Annotated in this window: 19 protein-coding genes; 10 read left to right on the top strand and 9 right to left on the bottom strand. The window is 71.7% G+C overall.

The window, feature by feature from the left end:
• Positions 1-78: 78 nt before the first annotated feature.
• Both AB0G20_RS17090 and AB0G20_RS17085 read right to left on the bottom strand, forming a co-directional pair.
• The gene (locus tag AB0G20_RS17090; protein ID WP_361302504.1) at positions 79-549 is read right to left on the bottom strand and encodes a GNAT family N-acetyltransferase; all 471 of its coding nucleotides are present in this window, start codon (positions 547-549) and stop codon (positions 79-81) included.
• Positions 546-929: a VOC family protein gene (locus tag AB0G20_RS17085; RefSeq protein ID WP_361303819.1), complete on the bottom strand. Its 384-nt coding sequence runs from the start codon at positions 927-929 to the stop codon at positions 546-548. Before AB0G20_RS17085 ends, AB0G20_RS17090 begins: the two co-directional genes overlap by 4 nt.
• A 108-nt stretch (positions 930-1,037) precedes the next feature.
• On the opposite strand from AB0G20_RS17085, the gene AB0G20_RS17080 reads away from it, so the two are divergent.
• Positions 1,038-1,748, top strand: a complete 711-nt coding sequence (locus tag AB0G20_RS17080; RefSeq protein WP_361302501.1) for a hypothetical protein — start codon at positions 1,038-1,040, stop codon at positions 1,746-1,748.
• Positions 1,749-1,760: 12 nt separating this feature from the next.
• Here AB0G20_RS17080 and AB0G20_RS17075 read toward each other — a convergent pair whose 3' ends face one another.
• A complete protein-coding gene (locus AB0G20_RS17075) occupies positions 1,761-2,414 on the bottom strand; it encodes a class I SAM-dependent methyltransferase (RefSeq protein ID WP_361302498.1) in 654 nt (217 codons plus the stop codon).
• A 222-nt stretch (positions 2,415-2,636) separates the two neighbouring features.
• Here AB0G20_RS17075 and AB0G20_RS17070 point away from each other — a divergent pair, with 222 nt between their 5' ends.
• The 3 genes from AB0G20_RS17070 (at position 2,637) to AB0G20_RS17060 (ending at position 5,000) form a co-directional block, all read left to right on the top strand.
• On the top strand, positions 2,637-3,164 hold the full coding sequence (locus AB0G20_RS17070; protein WP_361303816.1) for a DUF2269 domain-containing protein: 528 nt from the start codon (positions 2,637-2,639) through the stop codon (positions 3,162-3,164).
• Positions 3,165-3,225: 61 nt separating this feature from the next.
• On the top strand, positions 3,226-3,813 hold the full coding sequence (locus AB0G20_RS17065) for a WHG domain-containing protein (RefSeq protein ID WP_361302495.1): 588 nt from the start codon (positions 3,226-3,228) through the stop codon (positions 3,811-3,813).
• Positions 3,814-3,818: 5 nt separating this feature from the next.
• Entirely contained in the window at positions 3,819-5,000 is a 1,182-nt protein-coding gene (locus AB0G20_RS17060) for a GDSL-type esterase/lipase family protein (protein WP_361302492.1), read from the top strand.
• A 47-nt stretch (positions 5,001-5,047) separates the two neighbouring features.
• On the opposite strand, the gene AB0G20_RS17055 is transcribed toward AB0G20_RS17060, so the two are convergent.
• From AB0G20_RS17055 to AB0G20_RS17040, 4 genes are read right to left on the bottom strand one after another with little or no spacing between them, the layout of a single operon-like run.
• Positions 5,048-5,671 carry an RraA family protein gene (locus AB0G20_RS17055; RefSeq protein ID WP_361302489.1) on the bottom strand — a complete coding sequence of 208 codons (624 nt, stop codon included), beginning with the start codon at positions 5,669-5,671 and terminating at the stop codon, positions 5,048-5,050.
• A gap of 24 nt (positions 5,672-5,695) precedes the next feature.
• On the bottom strand, positions 5,696-7,714 hold the full coding sequence (locus tag AB0G20_RS17050; RefSeq protein ID WP_361302486.1) for an AAA family ATPase: 2,019 nt from the start codon (positions 7,712-7,714) through the stop codon (positions 5,696-5,698).
• A gap of 40 nt (positions 7,715-7,754) precedes the next feature.
• The gene (locus AB0G20_RS17045; protein WP_361302484.1) at positions 7,755-8,378 is read right to left on the bottom strand and encodes a TetR family transcriptional regulator; all 624 of its coding nucleotides are present in this window, start codon (positions 8,376-8,378) and stop codon (positions 7,755-7,757) included.
• Positions 8,379-8,404: 26 nt separating this feature from the next.
• Positions 8,405-10,522, bottom strand: coding sequence for an aminoglycoside phosphotransferase family protein (locus AB0G20_RS17040; RefSeq protein ID WP_361303813.1), 2,118 nt, complete (start codon positions 10,520-10,522; stop codon positions 8,405-8,407).
• A 566-nt stretch (positions 10,523-11,088) separates the two neighbouring features.
• On the opposite strand from AB0G20_RS17040, the gene AB0G20_RS17035 reads away from it, so the two are divergent.
• Positions 11,089-12,315, top strand: a complete 1,227-nt coding sequence (locus tag AB0G20_RS17035) for an MFS transporter (protein WP_361302481.1) — start codon at positions 11,089-11,091, stop codon at positions 12,313-12,315.
• A gap of 63 nt (positions 12,316-12,378) precedes the next feature.
• Positions 12,379-13,050, top strand: coding sequence for a TetR/AcrR family transcriptional regulator (locus AB0G20_RS17030; RefSeq protein WP_361302478.1), 672 nt, complete (start codon positions 12,379-12,381; stop codon positions 13,048-13,050).
• Positions 13,051-13,114: 64 nt separating this feature from the next.
• Here AB0G20_RS17030 and AB0G20_RS17025 read toward each other — a convergent pair whose 3' ends face one another.
• Positions 13,115-13,372, bottom strand: coding sequence for a LuxR C-terminal-related transcriptional regulator (locus AB0G20_RS17025; RefSeq protein WP_361302475.1), 258 nt, complete (start codon positions 13,370-13,372; stop codon positions 13,115-13,117).
• Between the two features lie 384 nt (positions 13,373-13,756).
• Here AB0G20_RS17025 and AB0G20_RS17020 point away from each other — a divergent pair, with 384 nt between their 5' ends.
• The 4 genes from AB0G20_RS17020 to AB0G20_RS17005 are packed head-to-tail and all read left to right on the top strand — an operon-like array spanning position 13,757 to position 17,726.
• Positions 13,757-14,401: a hypothetical protein gene (locus tag AB0G20_RS17020; protein ID WP_361302472.1), complete on the top strand. Its 645-nt coding sequence runs from the start codon at positions 13,757-13,759 to the stop codon at positions 14,399-14,401.
• Positions 14,402-14,461: 60 nt separating this feature from the next.
• Positions 14,462-15,115 (top strand): class I SAM-dependent methyltransferase, encoded by a 654-nt coding sequence (locus AB0G20_RS17015; protein ID WP_361302469.1) that lies wholly within the window; start codon positions 14,462-14,464, stop codon positions 15,113-15,115.
• Positions 15,112-16,671, top strand: a complete 1,560-nt coding sequence (locus tag AB0G20_RS17010) for an MFS transporter (RefSeq protein WP_361302467.1) — start codon at positions 15,112-15,114, stop codon at positions 16,669-16,671. Before AB0G20_RS17015 ends, AB0G20_RS17010 begins: the two co-directional genes overlap by 4 nt.
• A complete protein-coding gene (locus tag AB0G20_RS17005; protein WP_361302464.1) occupies positions 16,668-17,726 on the top strand; it encodes a LysR family transcriptional regulator in 1,059 nt (352 codons plus the stop codon). The genes AB0G20_RS17010 and AB0G20_RS17005 overlap by 4 nt, the downstream gene beginning before the upstream one ends.
• Here AB0G20_RS17005 and AB0G20_RS17000 read toward each other — a convergent pair.
• A partial coding sequence (locus AB0G20_RS17000) for a TetR/AcrR family transcriptional regulator (protein WP_361302461.1) occupies positions 17,661-18,312 on the bottom strand: 652 nt, incomplete at its 5' end. The two genes, AB0G20_RS17005 and AB0G20_RS17000, sit on opposite strands and share 66 nt — an antisense overlap.

The following is an 18,312-nucleotide window of genomic DNA, read 5'->3' as shown; positions in this document are numbered from 1 at the left end:
AGCACTCCGCTAACTATTGCAAGCACCCGCTTGCAAAAGTGCGCCACGCCACCCGGGGTGTCCCCTCCGGCGTGTCACTCAGGCCAGGAACGTGTGCAGGTCGGCCACCGCGAGGGTCTGTTCCGCTGCGTAGGCCTCGAAGGTGCTCACACATCGGAAGCCGAGGCGGGCGGCCAGATCGAGGGAGCGGGTGTTGGCCGTCTGGGTCACGATCAGGACGGGCTGGTCGGGCAGTTCGGACGCGGCGGTGCGCAACGCGGCCGTGGCCGCTTCGAAGGCCAGTCCCGCGCCCCAGGCGTCGCGGCGCAGGACGTAGGTCAGTTCCAGTTCCCCGCCCTCCTCGGTGACATGGCCGGGGAGGTCGGCGGGGCGCCGGTGGAGCAGGAGTGTTCCGAGGAGGCGGTCGGAAGCCCTGTCGGCGATGACGAACGTGCCGGGCTGGTCGGTGACATGCGGGACGCCCAGCGCGTCGAGATACCGCTCGACCGCGCTCCGCGGCCTCGGCCATCCTGACCGAGTGCGAGGTCCTGTTCGGGTCGCACTCCTCATTCGGGCGCAGCGAGGCCCGCGACGATGCAGAAGGGGTGTCCGGCCGGATCGGTGAGGACCCGCCACTTGTCCTCGTTCGGCTGTGGATCCGGCTTGCCGGCCCCCAGTTCCAGCAGTCGGGCCTCCGTCTCGTCCAGGTCCACGACCCGGAAGCAGCAGTGCAGCTGCTGGGGAACGGCCGGGTCGGGCCAGCTGGGAGCCCGGTGGCCGTCGACCCGCTGAAAGCCGATGGAGAGACCGCCCTCGCTCTCCAGAGCGGCGAAGTCGGTGTCCGACTTCGGGTGGATCCCGAGTCCGGTGGCCTGCTGGTAGAACGCCGCGAGGGCGAGCGGATCGGGGCAGTCGAGGGTGATCGCGCTCAACCGCATGTGCACGGGCATGCCGCCTCCGGGCCGGTCGGTGGGAACTCTCACCCTGCACACCCTAGAAAGCGGCCGACCGCCAATCCGTTCGACGAGTCGAGCCGTGCTCCGCCATGATCCGCACTCATGACGACTCCTCAGCAGCTCCTGGTCCGGGACGCCGCCCGTGACAACGCCGCGTGGTGTGCGGTGATGTGCCGGGTGCATGGGGTGGAGAGCGCGTTCGAGGAGGAGACCTGGGCCGCTGCGCGACGTACGCCCGTCTATTACCCCGACGCGGTGACGCTGAGGCCGGGCGCCGACCCGATCGCGCTCGTGGCACGGATCGACACGGTCTCGCCCGGAGCCTCGGTCAAGGACAGCTTCGCCGACCTCGACCTGACGGCGGCGGGGTTCCGGGTGCTGTTCGAGGCGGAGTGGATTCATCGTGCGGCAGGTGGGTCCGTCGCCGCGCCGGATCTCGCGTGGGAGGTCGTGAGTGATCCGGACGCGCTGCGTGACTGGGCCCTGGCCTGGGACGACGGGGGCGGGAACGCGGACCTCTTCGGTCCGGGGCTGCTCGACGTTCCGGAGACGTTCGTGCTCGCCGGGCGATCCGCCGACGGACGGGTGGTCTGCGGGGCGGTGGCCGGCCGGAGCAGTCGCGTGGTCGGTGTGTCCAACGTCTTCGGACCGCCCGACGCGGCCTGGCCCCTCGTCCTGCACGCGGTCGGCCAGCTCTTCCCCGCCCTGCCCGTCGTGGGCTACGAACAGGGCGCCGGCCTGGCGGCCGCCCTCCGGTACGGCTTCGAGGCCGTCGGACCGCTGCGGGTGTGGGTGCACGAGCGGTCCGCCTGACCCCCGCCCAGGTCACCCCGGCTTGTACGCCAGAAACGTGCCCACCTGCCTCTTCGACCCGCCCTCCGGTTCCTGCACCACCCGCGCCGTGAGCACCAGCCCGGCGCGGTGGAGGAGTTCGGCGATGCGGTCCGGCGGCAGCAGGTACGACTCATAGGACACCGGATGGTCGCCGTAGGCGTGGGTCGGGCGGAGGTGCTCGTCGTTGCCGACATGGCCGGCCAGCATCAGCCTGCCGCCGGGCGCCAGGGCGCGGTGGAACTCGGAGAAGACGGTCGGCAGCCACTGCGGCGGGGTGTGGTGGGTGGCGTAGTACGCGAGGATGCCGCCGAGTTCACCGTCGGCGATGTCCAGCGCGGTCATCGAGCCGACGGTGAAGCGGAGTTCCGGATACGCCGCCCGGGCCAGCTCGACCATCCTCGGCGACACGTCGACGCCGAACACCGGCACCCCGAGGGCGGCCAGATGTGCCGTCACCTTGCCGGGGCCGCAGCCCAGGTCGGCGACCGGCCCGGGGTGCGGGGGCTGTACGAGGTCGGCGAACGCGGCCAGCATCGCGCGGGACACCGGGTCCAGCTCGGCCGGTTCCTTGACGCGCCGGGCGTAGTCGGCGGCGACGGTGTCGTAGGACTCGCGGACCGCGGTGAGGTGGGAGGGTTCGGTCATGCCGCGAACCTAGGGCCTGTCGTTTGGATCATGCCGGCGTCGCGGGGCGTGGCGCAGTCTCTCTCAGCCGACCTGATCCGAACGACAGGCCCTAGGCGACGGCAGTGACACGACCCGTACTCCGACGCCAGTACGCCGGGTTACTCCCGCCGTGAGACGACCCCGCGGCCGCCGTTCGGCACCGTGTCCGACGTGAACACGCATACCGAACAGAAGCCGGGCATGCCGAGGAAGCCGCGCCGGAGCCCGCCGTCGAGGCTCGGCCGCCCGGCCCGCCGGGCCGTCCTCGTCGTGCACGTCATCGTCTCGGCCTGCTGGCTCGGGCTCACGCTCGGGCTGCTCGCGCTCGGGATCACCGCGGCCACCACCGGATCCGCCGGGACCGTGGAGGCCTCCGTCCGGTCCATGGAGCTCTTCGCCGACTGGCTCCTGCTCCCCGTCGCGTTCCTCACGCTCCTCAGCGGCCTGCTGCTGTCGCTGGGCACGGTGTGGGGGCTGGCCCGGTACCGGTGGGTGTACACGAAGTTCTGGCTGACCCTCGCCACGACCACCGCCACGGTGTTCGCGCTGCGCCCCGGGGTGAACTCCGCGGTCACCGCCGTGGCCGCGGGCGGGCCGCTGCCGGACGCCGGTGACGTGCTGTTCGGGCCGGTCGTGTCGCTGTCCGCCTACGTCTTCATGACCGTGATCTCCGTCCTGAAGCCCTGGGGGATGACCCACCGGGGCCGGAGACGGCGGGTACTTGCCTAATCCATTTGCCTAAAACTATTAGGCAGATACACACTCTCTTCAGGCAGAAGAGAGGATCCTTATGGCACGCGTAGGACTGACCCCGGAGCGTCTGACCGAGGCCGGCGCCGAGCTCGCCGACGAGGTCGGCTTCGAGCAGGTCACCGTCTCGGCGCTCGCCCGTCGGTTCGACGTCAAGGTCGCGAGCCTGTACTCGCATGTGCGGAACTCCCAGGACCTGAAGACCAGGATCGCCCTGCTCGCCCTCACGGAGCTCGCCGACCGGGCCGCCGAGGCCCTGGCCGGACGGGCCGGCAAGGACGCCCTGGCCGCCCTCGCGAACGTGTACCGCGACTACGCCCGGGAACACCCCGGCCGCTACGCCGCGGCCCAACTGCGGCTCGACCCGCAGACGGCGGCCGCGAGCGCCGGTGTCCGGCACGCGCAGATGACCCGGGCGCTGCTGCGCGGCTACGACCTGACGGAGCCGGACCAGACCCACGCGGTCCGGCTGCTCGGCAGCGTCTTCCACGGCTACGTCAGCCTGGAGCTCGGCGGCGGTTTCAGCCACAGCGCCCCGGACACCGAGGAGACCTGGGCCCGGATCCTCGACGCCCTCGACGCCCTGCTGCGGAACTGGCCCGCGGCCCCTACCGATCCCCGAGGCTGACACCCATGCACACCGAGCACGACTGGATCACCACCCCGCTCACGGCGGACCTTCTGCGCGGCGCCCTGGACGTGGAGCGCACCGAGCACGGTCTGCTCCCCCACCGGCTCCCCGCCCGGGCCCGCGCGCAGAACACCAATCCGCAGCTGGCGATGGCCGAGGCGCAGCCCTCCGGCGTACGCCTGGCGTTCCGCACCGCGGCGACCGCCGTCGAACTGGACACGCTGCGCACCAAGCGCGACTACACCGGCTTCCCGTCACGCCCGGACGGGCTGTACGACCTGCTCGTCGACGGCGTCCCGGCCGGCCAGGCCGCCGGGACCGGCGGCAACGTGCTCACCGTCGACCTGGCCACCTGGGAGGGCGGGGTCACGCACGGCCCGGTCGGCACCGTCCGCTTCACGGGCCTGCCCGCGCGGGACAAGGACGTCGAGATCTGGCTGCCGCACAACGAGACCACCGAGCTGGTCGCCCTGCGCACGGACGCGCCCGTCGTGCCCGCGCCGGACCGGGGCCGCCGGGTGTGGCTGCACCACGGCAGTTCGATCAGCCACGGCTCCGACGCCGCGAGCCCCACGGCCGTCTGGCCCGCGATCGCCGCGTTGCGGGGCGGTGTGGAGCTGACCAACCTCGGCTTCGGGGGCAGCGCGATGCTCGACCCGTTCACCGCGCGCGCCATGCGGGACACCTCGGCCGACCTGATCAGCGTCAAGATGGGCATCAACATCGTCAACGCGGACGCGATGCGGCTGCGCGCGTTCGGCCCCGCCGTGCACGGCTTCCTCGACACGATCCGCGACGGGCACCCGGACACCCCGCTGCTGCTCGTCTCCCCCATCCACTGCGCCATCCACGAGGACACGCCCGGCCCCACCGCCCCGGACGGCGAAGAGATCGGCAAGGGCCGTCTGGTCTTCGCCGCCATGGGCGACCCGGCGGAGACGCCCACCGGCAAACTCACCCTCACCGTCATCCGCGAGGAGCTGTCCCGCATCGTCCGGCAGCGCGCCGCCGACGACCCGAACCTCCACTACCTCGACGGCCTCGACCTCTACGGCCCGAAGGACGCCGCCGCCCTGCCGCTGCCCGACCACGTCCACCCGGACGCCGCCACCCACCGCCACATCGGCGACCGCTTCCACGAACTGGCCTTCACGAAGGGAGGGCCCTTCGCCGAGGAGGGATGAGCGGTACCCCGCCGCGGCGTGCCGACCGACCGGCTGAGGCCGGCCTGTCAGTCCTCGAAGCCCTGGTCCGCCAGGATCTTGTCGATGCGCGCGCGGTGGGCCGACTCCCACGCGTCCAGGGACTCCTCGGCCTCCTTGGCCAGCTTGGCCCGGGCCGCGGCCAGCACCTCCTCGCGGCGGGCGCCGGGGACCACCACGACGCCCTCCTCGTCGGCGACGACCGTGTCGCCCGGGTCGACCGCGACCCCGCCGCAGCGCACCCGCTCGTTCAGCGGTCGCGCGGCCGACTTGGTGCCCGGGATGGGGATGACGCCGCGTGCGAACACCGGGAAGCGCATGTCCCGGACCTCGGCGAGGTCGCGGATCACCCCGTCGGCGACGAACGCGGTGATGCCCCGGCGCCGGGCGACGGCGCAGACGTTTCCGCCGGCCAGGGCGTAGTCCAGGTCGCCCGACTCCACGACGACGACCGAGCCGGGGCCGGCCCGGTGGATCGCGGCGTGCAGCATCAGGTTGTCGCCGGGAGGGCACCGTACGGTGAAGGCCGGCCCGGCCACCCGGGGCACCGGTCCCCACAGCGGCCGGATCCCGATGTCCATGACCTGCTCGCGGCCCAGCAGATCGGCCAGGGTGGTCGTGGGTATGTCCGTGAACGCGTCGCCGTCAGCCATGACATGGACCCTAGCCACCGTTCCCTAGAAGGGCAGTGGCCTTCCCCGAATCACCTCCAGCCGCGACACCGCCCGCGTCAGCACCACGTACAGCCGGTGCAGCCCACGCTCCTCCGCCTCGGCGATCGCCGCCGGCTCGACGGCCACGACATGGTCGTACTCCAGGCCCTTGACCACACTCGCCGGCACCAGGGCGACCCGCGCGCCGAGTTCGTCCGGGCCCGCCGCCCCGATGCCGGCCGCGTCCAGGGCCGCCCGCACCCGGGCGACGTCCGCGTCCGCCGCGACGATGCCGACCGAGCCCTCCCGCCCCAGCGCGTCCCGTACGGCCGCCACGACCGCCCCGGGCACGCCGTCGACGGTCGTCTCCCGCATCCGCAACTCCCCGTCCCCGCGCAGCGAACGAGCCGCCGGCACGTCCACGTCCAGCCGCTCCAGCAGCCGGTTGGCGAGCCCGACGACGGCCTGCGGCACCCGGAAGCCGGTGGTCAGGGCGACCACGGTCGCGTCCGGTTTCCCCAGGTGCGCGAGGACCGTACGCCACGACCGCGCCGCCCACGGCGTCGTCCCCTGCGCCAGGTCCCCCAGCACCGTCAGCGAACCGAAGCGGGCCCGGCGGGCGATGGCCCGGCACTCCATCGGGGACAGATCCTGCGCCTCGTCGACGACGACATGCCCGTACCCCTCCGGGTGCCCGATCAGCCCGGCCACCTCGTCGAGCAGCACCAGATCGGCGGCGGACCAGCGGGCCGACTTCCACGACCGGGGCGGCCGCTCCCACAGCAGTGCCCGCTGCTCACCGGCATCGAGCAGCCCCTCGGCGGCCGACGCCAACGCCTCCTCGTCACCGAGCAGTTCGGCCACGACCTCCTCGGGCCGCACCCGCGGCCACACGGCGTCGACGTACGCCGACACCGGCCGCGCCCGCTCGACCCGCCGCACCCAGGCGTTCGGCGGCGGCCCGGCCCGCCGCTCGACCTGTTCGCGCAGGCACCGCACGATCCGCGCCCGCACCCGCTCCCTCCCCACCCCGTACGGCGGTTCCTCCTCCCGCACCTCGGCCACGATCCGCGCGAGCTCCCCCGCCGGCACCCGCCACCGGTAGGCCCCGTCCGGCAGGGCGATCTCCGCGCCGCTCCCCTCGGCACGCACCCTCGCGTACAGCGCCCGCCGCAGCACCTCGGCCATCCGCGCGTCGTGCTTCACGACGGCGGCCCGCTCGTCGTCGACGCCCCGGACCTCGCAGCGCGCGATCTCCTCCCCCAGGGTCGACTGCCGCACCCCGCTCTCGCCGAGGGCCGGCAGCACCTCGGCGATGTACGACAGGAAGGTGCGGTTGGGCCCGAGGATCAGCAGGCCGCCGCGCCGGATGCGCTGCGGGTGCGTGTAGAGCAGATACGCGGCCCGGTGCAGCCCGACGGCGGTCTTGCCGGTGCCCGGCGCGCCCTGCACGCACACCGACAGCGCCAGATCCCCCCGGACGAGGTCGTCCTGCTCGGGCTGGATCGTCGCGGCGATGTCCCGCATGGGCCCGACCCGGGGCCGCTCGATCTCCCGGGCGACGATCTCGCTGTCGCGCGTCTCCCCCTGCTCAAGGTGCTCGTCCTCCAGGCCGGTGAGGTCCCCGGAGTCGCCCCGGCTGCCGGGCGCCCATCCGAACCGCCGCCGCACGGCGACGCCCTGCGGGTCCCGCGCCGAGGCCTGGTAGAAGGCGCGCGAGACGGGCGCCCGCCAGTCGACGACGAGGGGCGGTTCGGCCGGGTGCTCGGAGATCCTCAGCCGCCCGATGTGCAACTGCCCGTCCCCGCCCTCCAGGGCCCCGAAGAACAGCGGCCCCTCGGGCAGTTCCCGCAGCGCCTTCGCCCGGCTGCGCAACTGGTACCCGAGGACTTCGGCATCGGCGCCGGAGGCGGACACGTCCTCGCCGACGACGACCTGTTCACCGGCGCCCTCGACCATCGCGGCGAGGGCGGTCCGGCAGCGCTCGTGGTGGGCGCGTTCCCGGTCGAGGGCGTACTGGAGGGCAGGCTCGGTCGAGGTCATTCCACCGAGCGTACGCGAAAACGTGACCGAGTTAAATAATTTACCGAGTCTCGCCCCGGAGGTGCGGCGGCAGCCCGGCCGCGAGCCGCCCGAACGCCCGCTCCGCCGCCGCGACCGCGTCCGGCCGCACGTCCGCCACCCGCTCCCCCGCCGCGATCCGCCGCCAGTTCTCCAGCGCGAGCACCCGCAGCACGGCCATGATCTGCCCGGCCGCCAGCCGCGCGTCCAGATCACCCCCGAGCACCTCGGCCAGCGCGGCCTCCGACCGCTCCTGGTGCGTGTGCGCCCGGGCGACCAGGGAGGGCGTCCCATAGAGGAGGGTATGAAAGGCGAGCACGTCGGGATGGTCGTTGAGCCCGGTCACGGGGTCCCCCCGCTCCAGCCCCTCCAGGAAATGCCGCCGCAACGCCTCCACGGCCGCCACCTCGGCCCCCGCCACCACCCGGGCGGCCTCCCCCTCGTGATCGGCGATCCGGTACAGCACCAGATCCTCCTTGGCCGGGAAGTACCGGAACAGCGTCGGCTTCGAGATCTCGGCCGCCGCCGCCACCTCCGCGACGGACACCGCGTCGAACCCCTTCTCCATGAAGAGCCGCACGGCGATGTCCGACACGGTCTCGTACATCCGCTGCTTCTTGCGCTCACGCAGGCCGGGGTCGCTCATGAGGGGGAGCCTACGCAGGGGCCGGGTCAGGCCAGGGCGCGGGCGAGGTACGGGTTCGCCGTGGAGCGCACCGGGAGGCCGAGCGAGCCCGTGGCGACGGCCAGCGTCACCGCGTAGGAGTCCACCGCCCGCCGGACGTTGGGGGCGTCCAGGCTCGCGCCCGTCACGATGCGGTCCAGGTCGACGTAGGCGGAGCGCACGATCTCCAGCCGGCGGTACACCCGCCAGTCCTTGCGCCAGTCGCGGGTGTACGCGGCGGGCAGCAGGCGCTCCCAGCGGCGGAACATGCGCTCCCTGATCTCCGGACGGGTCGGCGTGAGGTGCATGTGCCGGACGAGGTCGTAGAGGGGGTCGCCGACGACGGCCATCTCCCAGTCGATGATGGTCAGCGCCAGATCGTCGTCACGGCGTACGAGGTTCCAGGGGTTCAGGTCGCCGTGCAGGAGCGCGGGCTCCCGGTCGCTCACGCCGTGCCGGGAGAGGATCAGCTGCAACCGGTCCGGGTCGGGCAGCCCGAGGTGTCGCGCCAGCTGCTGAGACGCCTTCGGCAGGTCCCGTACCAGGGAGATCAGCTGCTCCCGCAGCCAGTCGTGGAACGCGCCCTGGCCGGCGAGCGGGTCGACCTGCTCGTACCTGACCTGCGTCAGGGCGCACAGCTGGTCCACCAGGCCGTCCGCCTCGTGCGGCAGCAGACCGTGGACCGGGTGGTTGGGGGGCCGGTCGACGTCCCGCGGCCCGCCGTAGGTGTGCAGGGCGATGGTGTCGCTCTGGTAGGTCTCGCCCAGGGCGAGCACCTGCGGCGCCGCCACCCGGGCGGACGACTCCTCGATCGCGCGCAGCACGGCGTGCTCGCTGAGGAAGCCGCGCTCCCGGCGGCATACGTCGGGCAGCTTCCGCCGTACGACCACGGGCGAGCCGAAGCCCGGCACCGCCACCACGGTGTTCAGGTGCGCGGTGCCCTTGAACACCCGGCCCGCGGGCGCGGCCCCCTCCGCCAGCAGTGCCTCCCGGACCGCAGCGGAGGGGAAGTCGGAGCGCTCGGGCACCCGCGGGTCGGGCCGCCACTCGAACGCCTCCGCGATCCACGCCCGGCCGTTGATGTCCCCGTTCATCCGCGACACCAGCCACCGGAACAGGGCCCGCCGGATCTCGCCCTCCCGCGGCACACCGAGGAGCCGCAGCGGTTCCGCCGCCGCCTCCAAGGCCCGGCGCACCTCGGCCGTCGCCTCGTCCAGGCTCGTCTGCGTGAACGATTCCTCCAGCGACCGGGCGGCCCTCATCACGTCCGGGAAGACGGACTGCGCCCGCTCGAACGCCAGATAGTGCCGCAGATCCCGCGCCAGACCGCTGACCGCGGCCGGACGGACCTGCTGCATGGCCTCGCCCCAGGCGTCGACGACTTCGGCCCACTGGTGCGCCGGGTACCGCATCCGCACGAGGTGCGTCGCGAGGTCGTGCAGCGGGTCGCCGTAGGTGGCGAGCTCCCAGTCGACGCAGATCAGGGGCGGGTCGCTCGCGTACGACACGATCACGTTGTCGCGGTGCAGGTCGGCGTGGAGCAGGCTGTACGGCCGCCGGGCCATCGCGGGCACCCGCCCGGCCAGCCCGGCGAGCGCGTCCTCCGGGATGCCGAGCGCCGCGAACAGCCCACCGAAAGCAGTCCAGTTGGGCTGCCTGATCTGCCGGTCGGCCAAGTGGACCAGCGTCTGGAGGAAACCCTGGCTGTCCGTGTCGTTGCGGGGCCAGCCGGACGGCAGGGCGGGCAGCGCCCCCCGCCGTACGTGTGCCATCCGGGCGAGCAGACCGGCCAGGGCCCGGATGAGCAGGGTGTCGACGGGTTTGCCGTCGGCGCAGACGCTGGACAGCGGAACGCCCTCCACAAAGCTGTGGACGGCGAAGTCCTCGCCCTTGACGAGACATTCCGGCGCGTGCGGCAGGACCCCCCGGACCGCGCCGAGGATCTCCGCCTCGTCCTCCCACGTCCGGATGACGACGGGCAGCGCGTCCGGACGCCGGATCCGAACCGTCACCGACGTCCCCGCCTCACGCCCGACCAGGCGGGCCATGCCCTCCGTGAGCGGAACAACGTAGTTCCGGTTGTGGTGGCCGCTGGTCGCCACACCCAGCTCGGCGGCCCGTTGCACGAAGGCCCGGCAGGTGGCGTCGTGCGAGGCGCGCTCCCCGAGAAGAGGACGGGAAGCAGAGGGTGCGCCCACGGGCCGCTCCGGAAGTACGAGAAGGGGGGACGGTCAGGCAAACGGTAGGTTCGCGATCGGTGCCGCGCACGGCGGAGTGCGCCATCACGGGTGGTTTGCCACTCATCCGCATGAGCGTGCGCGAGCTTGTTCGATGGCGGCCGGTCGGCCCCTTCCCATACGAACGTGGACGAGCGTTTGACTCAATCGCTGCACGGTGCCGGAATGCTACACCCGGCCGCCCCCGGCCCCCTCCTGTCTCCGTGTCCGCACTCTTCGGCTTGACCTTCGAGCGCGTGATCGAGACCCGCTACGGCCCGTCCGGCGTCCGCACTCAACCCGCGAGGTGTGAGCCGGGCCGCCGTGCCCGCGCCCTGTTGGTTCACCATCCCCTGGCCATCACCGCACCATTGAATAGACGCGACGACTAGTCTAGTCTCCAGATTAGACGCAACGGTAAGTCTCGGCATGCGCCGCGCCTTTCCGCACTCAACCGCTCACGAGAGGCCACTTCAGTGGGGAACTCGACCGTCCGCGCCGTCGACCGGACCGGCGCTCCAGAGAGGGCACGCGGCGGCGGCCTCGCTGTGTTCAGCGTGGCCTTCGCCTTCTGGATCACCATGGCGGGCACCACCGCGCCCACCCCGCTCTACCCGCTGTACGGTGAGGAGTTCGGCTTCACACCGTTCACCGTGACCGTCGTCTTCGCCGTCTACGCGCTCGGCGTCGTCCTCGGGCTGCTGGTCTTCGGCCGGCTCTCGGACCAGGTGGGACGCCGTCCCGTCCTGGTCGCGGCCACCCTGCTGTCCGTGGTCGCCGCGGTGGTGTTCCTGCTGGCCCAGAGCGTCGCCGCGATGCTCGTCGCCCGGGTCGTGTCCGGCTTCTCCGCGGCCCTGGTGACCGGCGCCGCCACCGCCTCCCTCACCGAGCGGCTCGGGCAGCACAGCCGCATCAAGCCCGCCACCCTCGCGTTATTCGCGAACATGGGCGGCCTCGCCTGCGGCACGCTGATCGCGGGGATCCTGGCGGACCTCGCGCCCTCCCCGCTGCGCACCCCCTGGGTCGTCATGCTCATCCTCGCCGCCATCGGCACGCTCGGTGTCCTCGTGAACGGGGAGAGCTCCGCCCACCGTTCCGGTTTCTCGCTGCAGGTCCAGCCGCTGCACGTCCCCGCCGAGATCCGCTCGGACTTCCTGCGCTCCGCGATGGCGGCGGGCGCGGGCTTCGCCGTGCTCGGCGTCCTGACCGCCGTGACGGGCCTGTTCCTGGGGACGGTGCTGCACGAGTCCAGCCACGCCCTCACCGGACTCGTGGTCTTCATCGCCTTCGCCTGCACCGCCCTCGGCCAGCTTCTCGTCCGCACCCTCAAGCCCGCCACCGCCCTGCCCGCCTCGTGCCTGGGCCTGATCGTCGCGGCCGGTCTGATCGCCGCCGCGATGGCCACCAGCACCATCGCTCCTCTGCTCGTCGGTGCCGCGGTCAACGGACTGGCGACGGGCATCGCCGTGGGTCACGGCATCGGCGGCATCACCACGCGCAGCGCCCCCCAGCACCGGGGCGCCTCGGTCTCCACCTTCTTCGCCATCCTGTACTCGATGCTGGCGGTGCCCGCGATCGGTGTGGGCGTCCTGATCCGCGAGACCAGCCTGCGCCCGGCCGGCGAGACGTTCAGCGCGGTGGTCGCCGCGCTCTCCCTCGGCGTCCTGCTCAGCCTGGTGCGGACCGGCCGGAAGGCCGCCTGAGCGGGCCTGCCGTGAACCGTTTCATGGCGGGCCCGCTGTGCCAGAATCACAGCTACGGACACGATGCGAAGGGTTGACGGAACCATCAGCGCCACGCGGAAACCACCACCGGCCTGCGAGAAGACCACGGTCGTCAGCCGAACCGGCCCACGCCGCAGCGAGAGCGTCCGGCTCGCGGTGCTGCACGCCGCGGACGACCTCCTGGTCGAGCGGGGCTTCGCCGCCCTGACCATCGAGGGCATCGCCCAGCGCGCGGGGGTGGCCAAGCAGACGATCTACCGCTGGTGGAAGTCGAAGGTCGACATCCTCCTCGACACCCTCACCGACGACGCCCGCGAGGCCCTGGAGTGGCGCGCGGACGAGAGTCGCGGCGTCGAGGAGACCCTCACCTCCCACCTGCAGCGGGTGGCCGACTTCTTCGAGGAGCCCGCCGGCCAGGTGCTGCTGGCCCTCCTGGGCCACGCCCAGCTGGACAGCGAGACGGCCGCGTCGCTGCGGGCCGGGTTCCTGAAGGAGCAACGGGAGCGCGACATCGCCGGCCTGCGAGATCTCCTCGCCCGCGACCAGGACCTGACCTTCGACGACCGCACCCTCGACCACCTCGTGGATCTGCTGCTCGGTCCGCTGTACTACCGGGTCCTGGTCTCCGGTTCCCCCATCGACAAGGAACTGGTGGAGACGACGTCCCGTCTCGTCCTCGCGCTCGCCCGCGAGCCGTCGACCCGGAACCCCTGACCTCGGACCGACCTGTGCGTGTGGCCCCCGACGCGTGTCGTCGGGGGCCACACGCACGCGACGATCAGTGCAGGCTGATGCAACCGCTCCTGATCCCCTCGATAACCGCTTCGGTTCGTGATGCCGCGCCCAGCTTGATGAAGATCGAGTGCAGATGGACCTTGACGGTGCGCTCGGAAATCCCTAGCAGTCGGGCGACCATCCTGTTGGAGTTCCCCTCCTTTATCCCGTTCAGGACCTGACGCTCCCGCGGCGTGAGTGTCGATACCGTTCTGGCCGCCACGCGATCCGACACCACCTGCTCGGGCTCCAGAGTAGCCACTAATCGCTCGGACGTCGGACGGGATGCGCGAGACATGTACTTCCCCCTGCCATGCATGGTCATCACCCATCAAGATGTGCACGCGAGCACCATTGCCCACGCAGCCGCATCTTCAACGATTACTCGTCGCGAAAACAGTATATGGGCGCCACCGAAAACCATGGATTAAACGTGGGTTACTTCACACATAAAGGTTGCATCCTAAACTTCCCCTCACCCGAACCGCCCGGGCAGCCGGAAGCGAGGATTCCATCCAAAGAAAATGTATGTTGCATACATTGCACTGGATAAGGCATCGAACGATCAATAAAGTGGAACTCGAAGGCGGAATACTGATTCCGCCTCGCTCCTCATCATTCGTTTTCCCTGCGGGGAGGTGAGCCGGTGCTCGTCGAGCGAGTACGGCGAAAGAACCATTTACTCTATCCGGTCGGCTGCCTGGTCTTCTCCTGCGGCGCCTACCTCTTCATCCACTCCGACCTGGGCACCGATCCGCTCGACGTGTTCTCCCTCGGCCTGGTGCGGCACCTGCCCGTCACGGTGGGCGTCTCGCAGACCCTGGTGGCGGTGGTCTGCCTGGTCGTCGTGGCGGCCTGGACACGGGAGAGGCCGTTGGTGGCCCCCCTGTTCACCTTCTTCTTCTGCGGCAGCGTGATCGACCTGCTCCGCTGGTCGGACCCCGCCCGCGCCCTGCCGGTTCCGTCGGCGGGGCTGCTCGCGTGCGCGGTGCTGCTGTGCGCGTACGGGTCGGCGCTCATCATCATGAGCGGTTTCGGCATCCGCGCCATCGACGTGCTCGCCCTCGCCATGACCAGCCGGTGGCGCTGGCCCTTCTGGACGGCGAAAGGGCTCATCGAGACCTCTCTGATGATCTCCGGATTCCTTATGGGGGGACCTCTCGGGATCGGCACGGTGTGTTTTCTCGTGGGCGTCGACCTGCTCATCCAGCCACTCATCACGGCACATTGCAAAACCTTCCGCATTCCCCATCCAGTAATCCCAGAACGGCCAGTCCAGACCGTCCGCTGACCCCCGCGAAAAGGACGCAGAAGAATGTCTTCCTCTCTGTCTTCCCCCCAGGTGCGAGCAGTGCTCGACACGATCGCAGCCGAACAGCAGCGAGTGGACGCCGTCGAACAGCCGAAGCTTCTCGACAACATCAGGAATCGCACCACTCCATGGACTCCGGAAGAATTGGTGGACGCGTGCGCCGGCGGTTATTACGCGGCGCCCGCGGACATCGGCCGAATGCTTTATGCATGGGTGCGCGCCGTGCGCCCGCATACCGTCTTCGAGTTCGGCACCTCCTACGGTTTCACCGCCATCCATATCGCGGCGGCGCTCCGGGACAACGGTTCGGGAAAGCTGTACACCGTGGATCTCCACGAAGGAAAGTGCGCGGCGGCCCGGGACCATCTGAAATCCGCGGGCGTGGCCCAGTACGCCGAGGTGATCGTGGGTGAGGCGGTGGAGGTGATGTCGTCGTTCCCCGAGCGGATCGACCTCCTCTACCTGGACGGCTGGGCGGACTTCTATCTCGACGTCGTCCGCGCCGCCGAGCCCCGGTTGCGCCCCGGCGCGCTGGTGCACGCGGACGACACCGTGAAGTTCGCGGCCGCCGCCCTGCCCTATCTCGACCACGTCCGCGACCCCGCCAACGGCTACGTCTCCGTCGCCGTCGCCGACGGGCAGGGGCTGGAACTGTCCACCTTCACGGGCACGTCGGGACGGACCGGCTCATGAGCGCCTCCCCGTCCGCCGGCCCGGCTCGGCGGTCCGCCGCCGCGCCGGGCGGGGACCGCCCCGGCTCGCGGGCGGCCGTCGCCGCGCTCGGCATGTGCGTCATGCTGGTGTTCGGTCTCGGAGCCGGTGTGAACCTGGCGGTCGGCCGGCTGGCCACCAGCGCGCTGCGCCCGACGCCGACCGAGGTGCTGTGGATCGTCGACAGCTATCTGATCGTCTTCGGGTGCCTGCTGATTCCGAGCGGAGCCGTCGGTGACCACTTCGGGCGAAAGGGCGCCCTGCTCACCGGCCTGGCCCTGATGGTCGCGGGGTCCCTCGGATCCGCCGTTTCCCCGACGGTCGCCCTGCTGCTCGTCGCCCGGGCGGTGACCGGGGCCGGGGCCGCCCTCATTCTGCCCAACAGCCTTCCGCTTCTCACCGGTTGCTATCCGCCCGACAAACGCGGTCACGCCGTCGCGTTGTGGACCGCATTGAGCGGGGGCGGCGGTGTGGCGGGCAACATCGTGGGCGGTGCCGTTCTCCAGTTCTTCGACTGGCAGGCCCTGTTCGCGGTTGCCGCTCCTCTCGCCGCATTCGGATTCGTCGTGGCGGCGAAGTCCCTGCCACGAGTCGAACGCCATCAGCACTCCATGGACGCGGGCGGGGTGTTTCTCCTCGTCGTCGCCGTCTTCGGCGTGCTGTTCGGCATCATCGAGGGGCCCGAACTCGGCTGGGCCTCACCCGCCGTGCTGCTGAGCTTCGCCGCGGGCGCGCTGTTTCTCGCGCTTTTCCGCCGGTACGAACTGCGCCGGGAACAGCCGTTGCTGGATCCCCGTGTATTCCGCCACTCCGGAATGCGCGCCGGGACCCTCGGCATCATCGTGTCCTTCGTCGCGATGTACTCCGTCTTCTTTCTCAACGGCCAGTACCTGATGAACGTCAAGGACTATCCGGCCGTCCTGGCGGGCCTGGGCACGGCCCCCCTGGCCGTCGTCATCTTCCTGGTCTCGCCGCGGGCCGCCCTGCTGGCCGGCCGGTACGGCGCGCGGCCGGTCATCGGCTGCGGGCTGCTCGTGGTCGTCGTGGGCCTGGGGCTCTTCTCGTTGTGCGGCCCCGGCACCGCCTACGTGCTGTACGCCGGGTGCATCGTCGTTGTCGGCGTCGGGTCGGGGCTGTCCAACCCGCCGCTGTCCCAGGCCATCGTCGGCTCGGTGCCCGCGCATCAGGCGGGCGTCGGTTCGGGCGTCAACAGCTTCAGCCGGGAGATCGGCGGAGCGCTCGGATTCGCCGTGTTCGGCACGCTGCTCAACGCGCGGTTCACCGAGGCCCTCCCGGCCGGGCTGCGGCACCTGCAGGGGACGTCCGGAGGACAGGCGCTGGGCACGGCCCTGCGCGGGGCGGAGCGCTCCGGCACCGCCGCGGCCCGCCTATCGGCGCAGATACGGGAGGCGTTCACCACGGGAATGGCCGAGTCGTTGCGGTTGATCGGCCTTCTGTTGCTGGTGGCGGCGCTCCTGGTCATAGCGTGGCTGCGTCCCCACGCCGGAGAGCCGAGCACGTCCCAGGAGAAGCATTGAGCCCAACCGGTGTCGACGACCCCGGCCAGGACGGCGACTGGGCGGGCACGCTGCCCGGTGCCCTGGCGTCTCATGTGGACATGCGGCTGTTGCCCGCCCTGGACGCCCTGTTGCAGGAGGGAAGCGTCACCGGGGCGGCCGAGCGGCTGGCGCTGTCCCCACCCGCCATGAGCCGTGCGCTGTCCAAGATCCGCCGCGCGCTCGGCGACCCCGTGCTGGTGCGGGCCGGGCGCGGTCTGGTCCCCACGCCGAGGGCGCTGGAGCTCCAGCCCAAGGTGCGGGCCCTGATGCGGGAGGCCGAAGCCCTCCTCGCCCCGAGCCGGCAGGAGGACATCTCGCAGGTCAGCAGGACCCTGACCATCGTCGCGGACGAGGCCTACGCCGCGGTGCTGGCTCCGGCGCTGCTGAACCGGGCGAGCGCGGAGGTGCCGCTCGCCCGGTTCACGTTCACGGTGGAGAGCAGCCACGGCAGCGCGCCGCTGCGGGAGGGCGCCGTGGACATCGAGGTGGGAATCATCGACGAGTGCAGCCCGGAACTGCGCGTCGAACCGCTCTTCGAGGACCGGTTCGTCGGAGTGGCGCGATCCGGTCATCCTCTGCTGGCCGCGGCGGTGAGCGCGCAGGCGTTCACCTCGGTCCGGCACGTCAGCGTCTCCCGCAAGGGCCGTATGACGGGCCCGATCGACGGTGCGCTGCACGCGCGCGGTCTGCGACGGGACGTCATCGCCTCCGTGCCGAACTACGGTGAGGCGTTGCTGATGATCGCGTCGAGCGATCTGGTGACCGCGATGCCCCACTCGCTCGCCGCCAGCGCGCGGCAGTCCGTGGGCATCGAGCTGTTCGACCTTCCGGTGGAGACCGACCCCATCAACATCTGCCTGGCCTGGCACCCCCGCCACGAGACCGAGCCCGTGCACGTGTGGCTGCGGCACGCCGTCCGTGCCGCGCTCACCCGGTCGGCGCCCCCGGCCCGGCCCGGCGGACGGTGCTCAGGCCCGCCCGCCGGTCAGGAAGCGGACCGGGCCATCGAGCAGGACGTCGACGGCCGACGGTGACGGCGGTGGCCCCGCCCCGTCGCCGGGACCGCCCAGCTCCGCGGCGGCGCCGACGACCGCGCCCACCAGGAGCCGGGCGGCGAGCCGGGGGGCGATGTCGCCGCGCACGTCGCCCTGCGCCACGGCCCGCTCGTACAGATCGGCCAGCCGCCGGACCACCTCGTCACGGCACACGGCGTCGGGGGCCGGCGGGCCGGGCTCGCCGTCCGGTCCCCAGAACAGGGCGTACCGGACCGGGCCGACCGCAGCCGCGCCGGCCAGCCCGCGCAGCAGCTCGGTGAGTTCATCGACGGGCCGGCCCGTCCCGGCCGCGCTCGCGGCCAGCAGCGCCCGCACGTCCGCGCGGACCGGCCCGGTGATCGCGCGCAGCAGCTCGGCCTTGCCCGTCACGTGGCGGTACAGCGCCGCCTTGGTGAAGCCGAGGCGGGCGGCGATGTCGCGCATGCTCGTCGCGTCGTAGCCCCGCTCGTGGAACAAGGCCGTCGCGGCCGTGAGGACGGGCCGTTCGGTGCGCGCTGCTACACGCTGACGCTCTCGGCGGCCATCGACCGGGGGATCTGTGCGCCGTACCAGGTGGTGTGCGTGG

The sequence above is a fragment of the Streptomyces sp. NPDC024017 genome (genome assembly GCF_040638895.1).
GTDB lineage: Bacteria > Actinomycetota > Actinomycetes > Streptomycetales > Streptomycetaceae > Streptomyces.
Note: the sequence above shows the minus strand (reverse complement) of the source record. Positions and strands in the feature narration are given on the sequence as shown.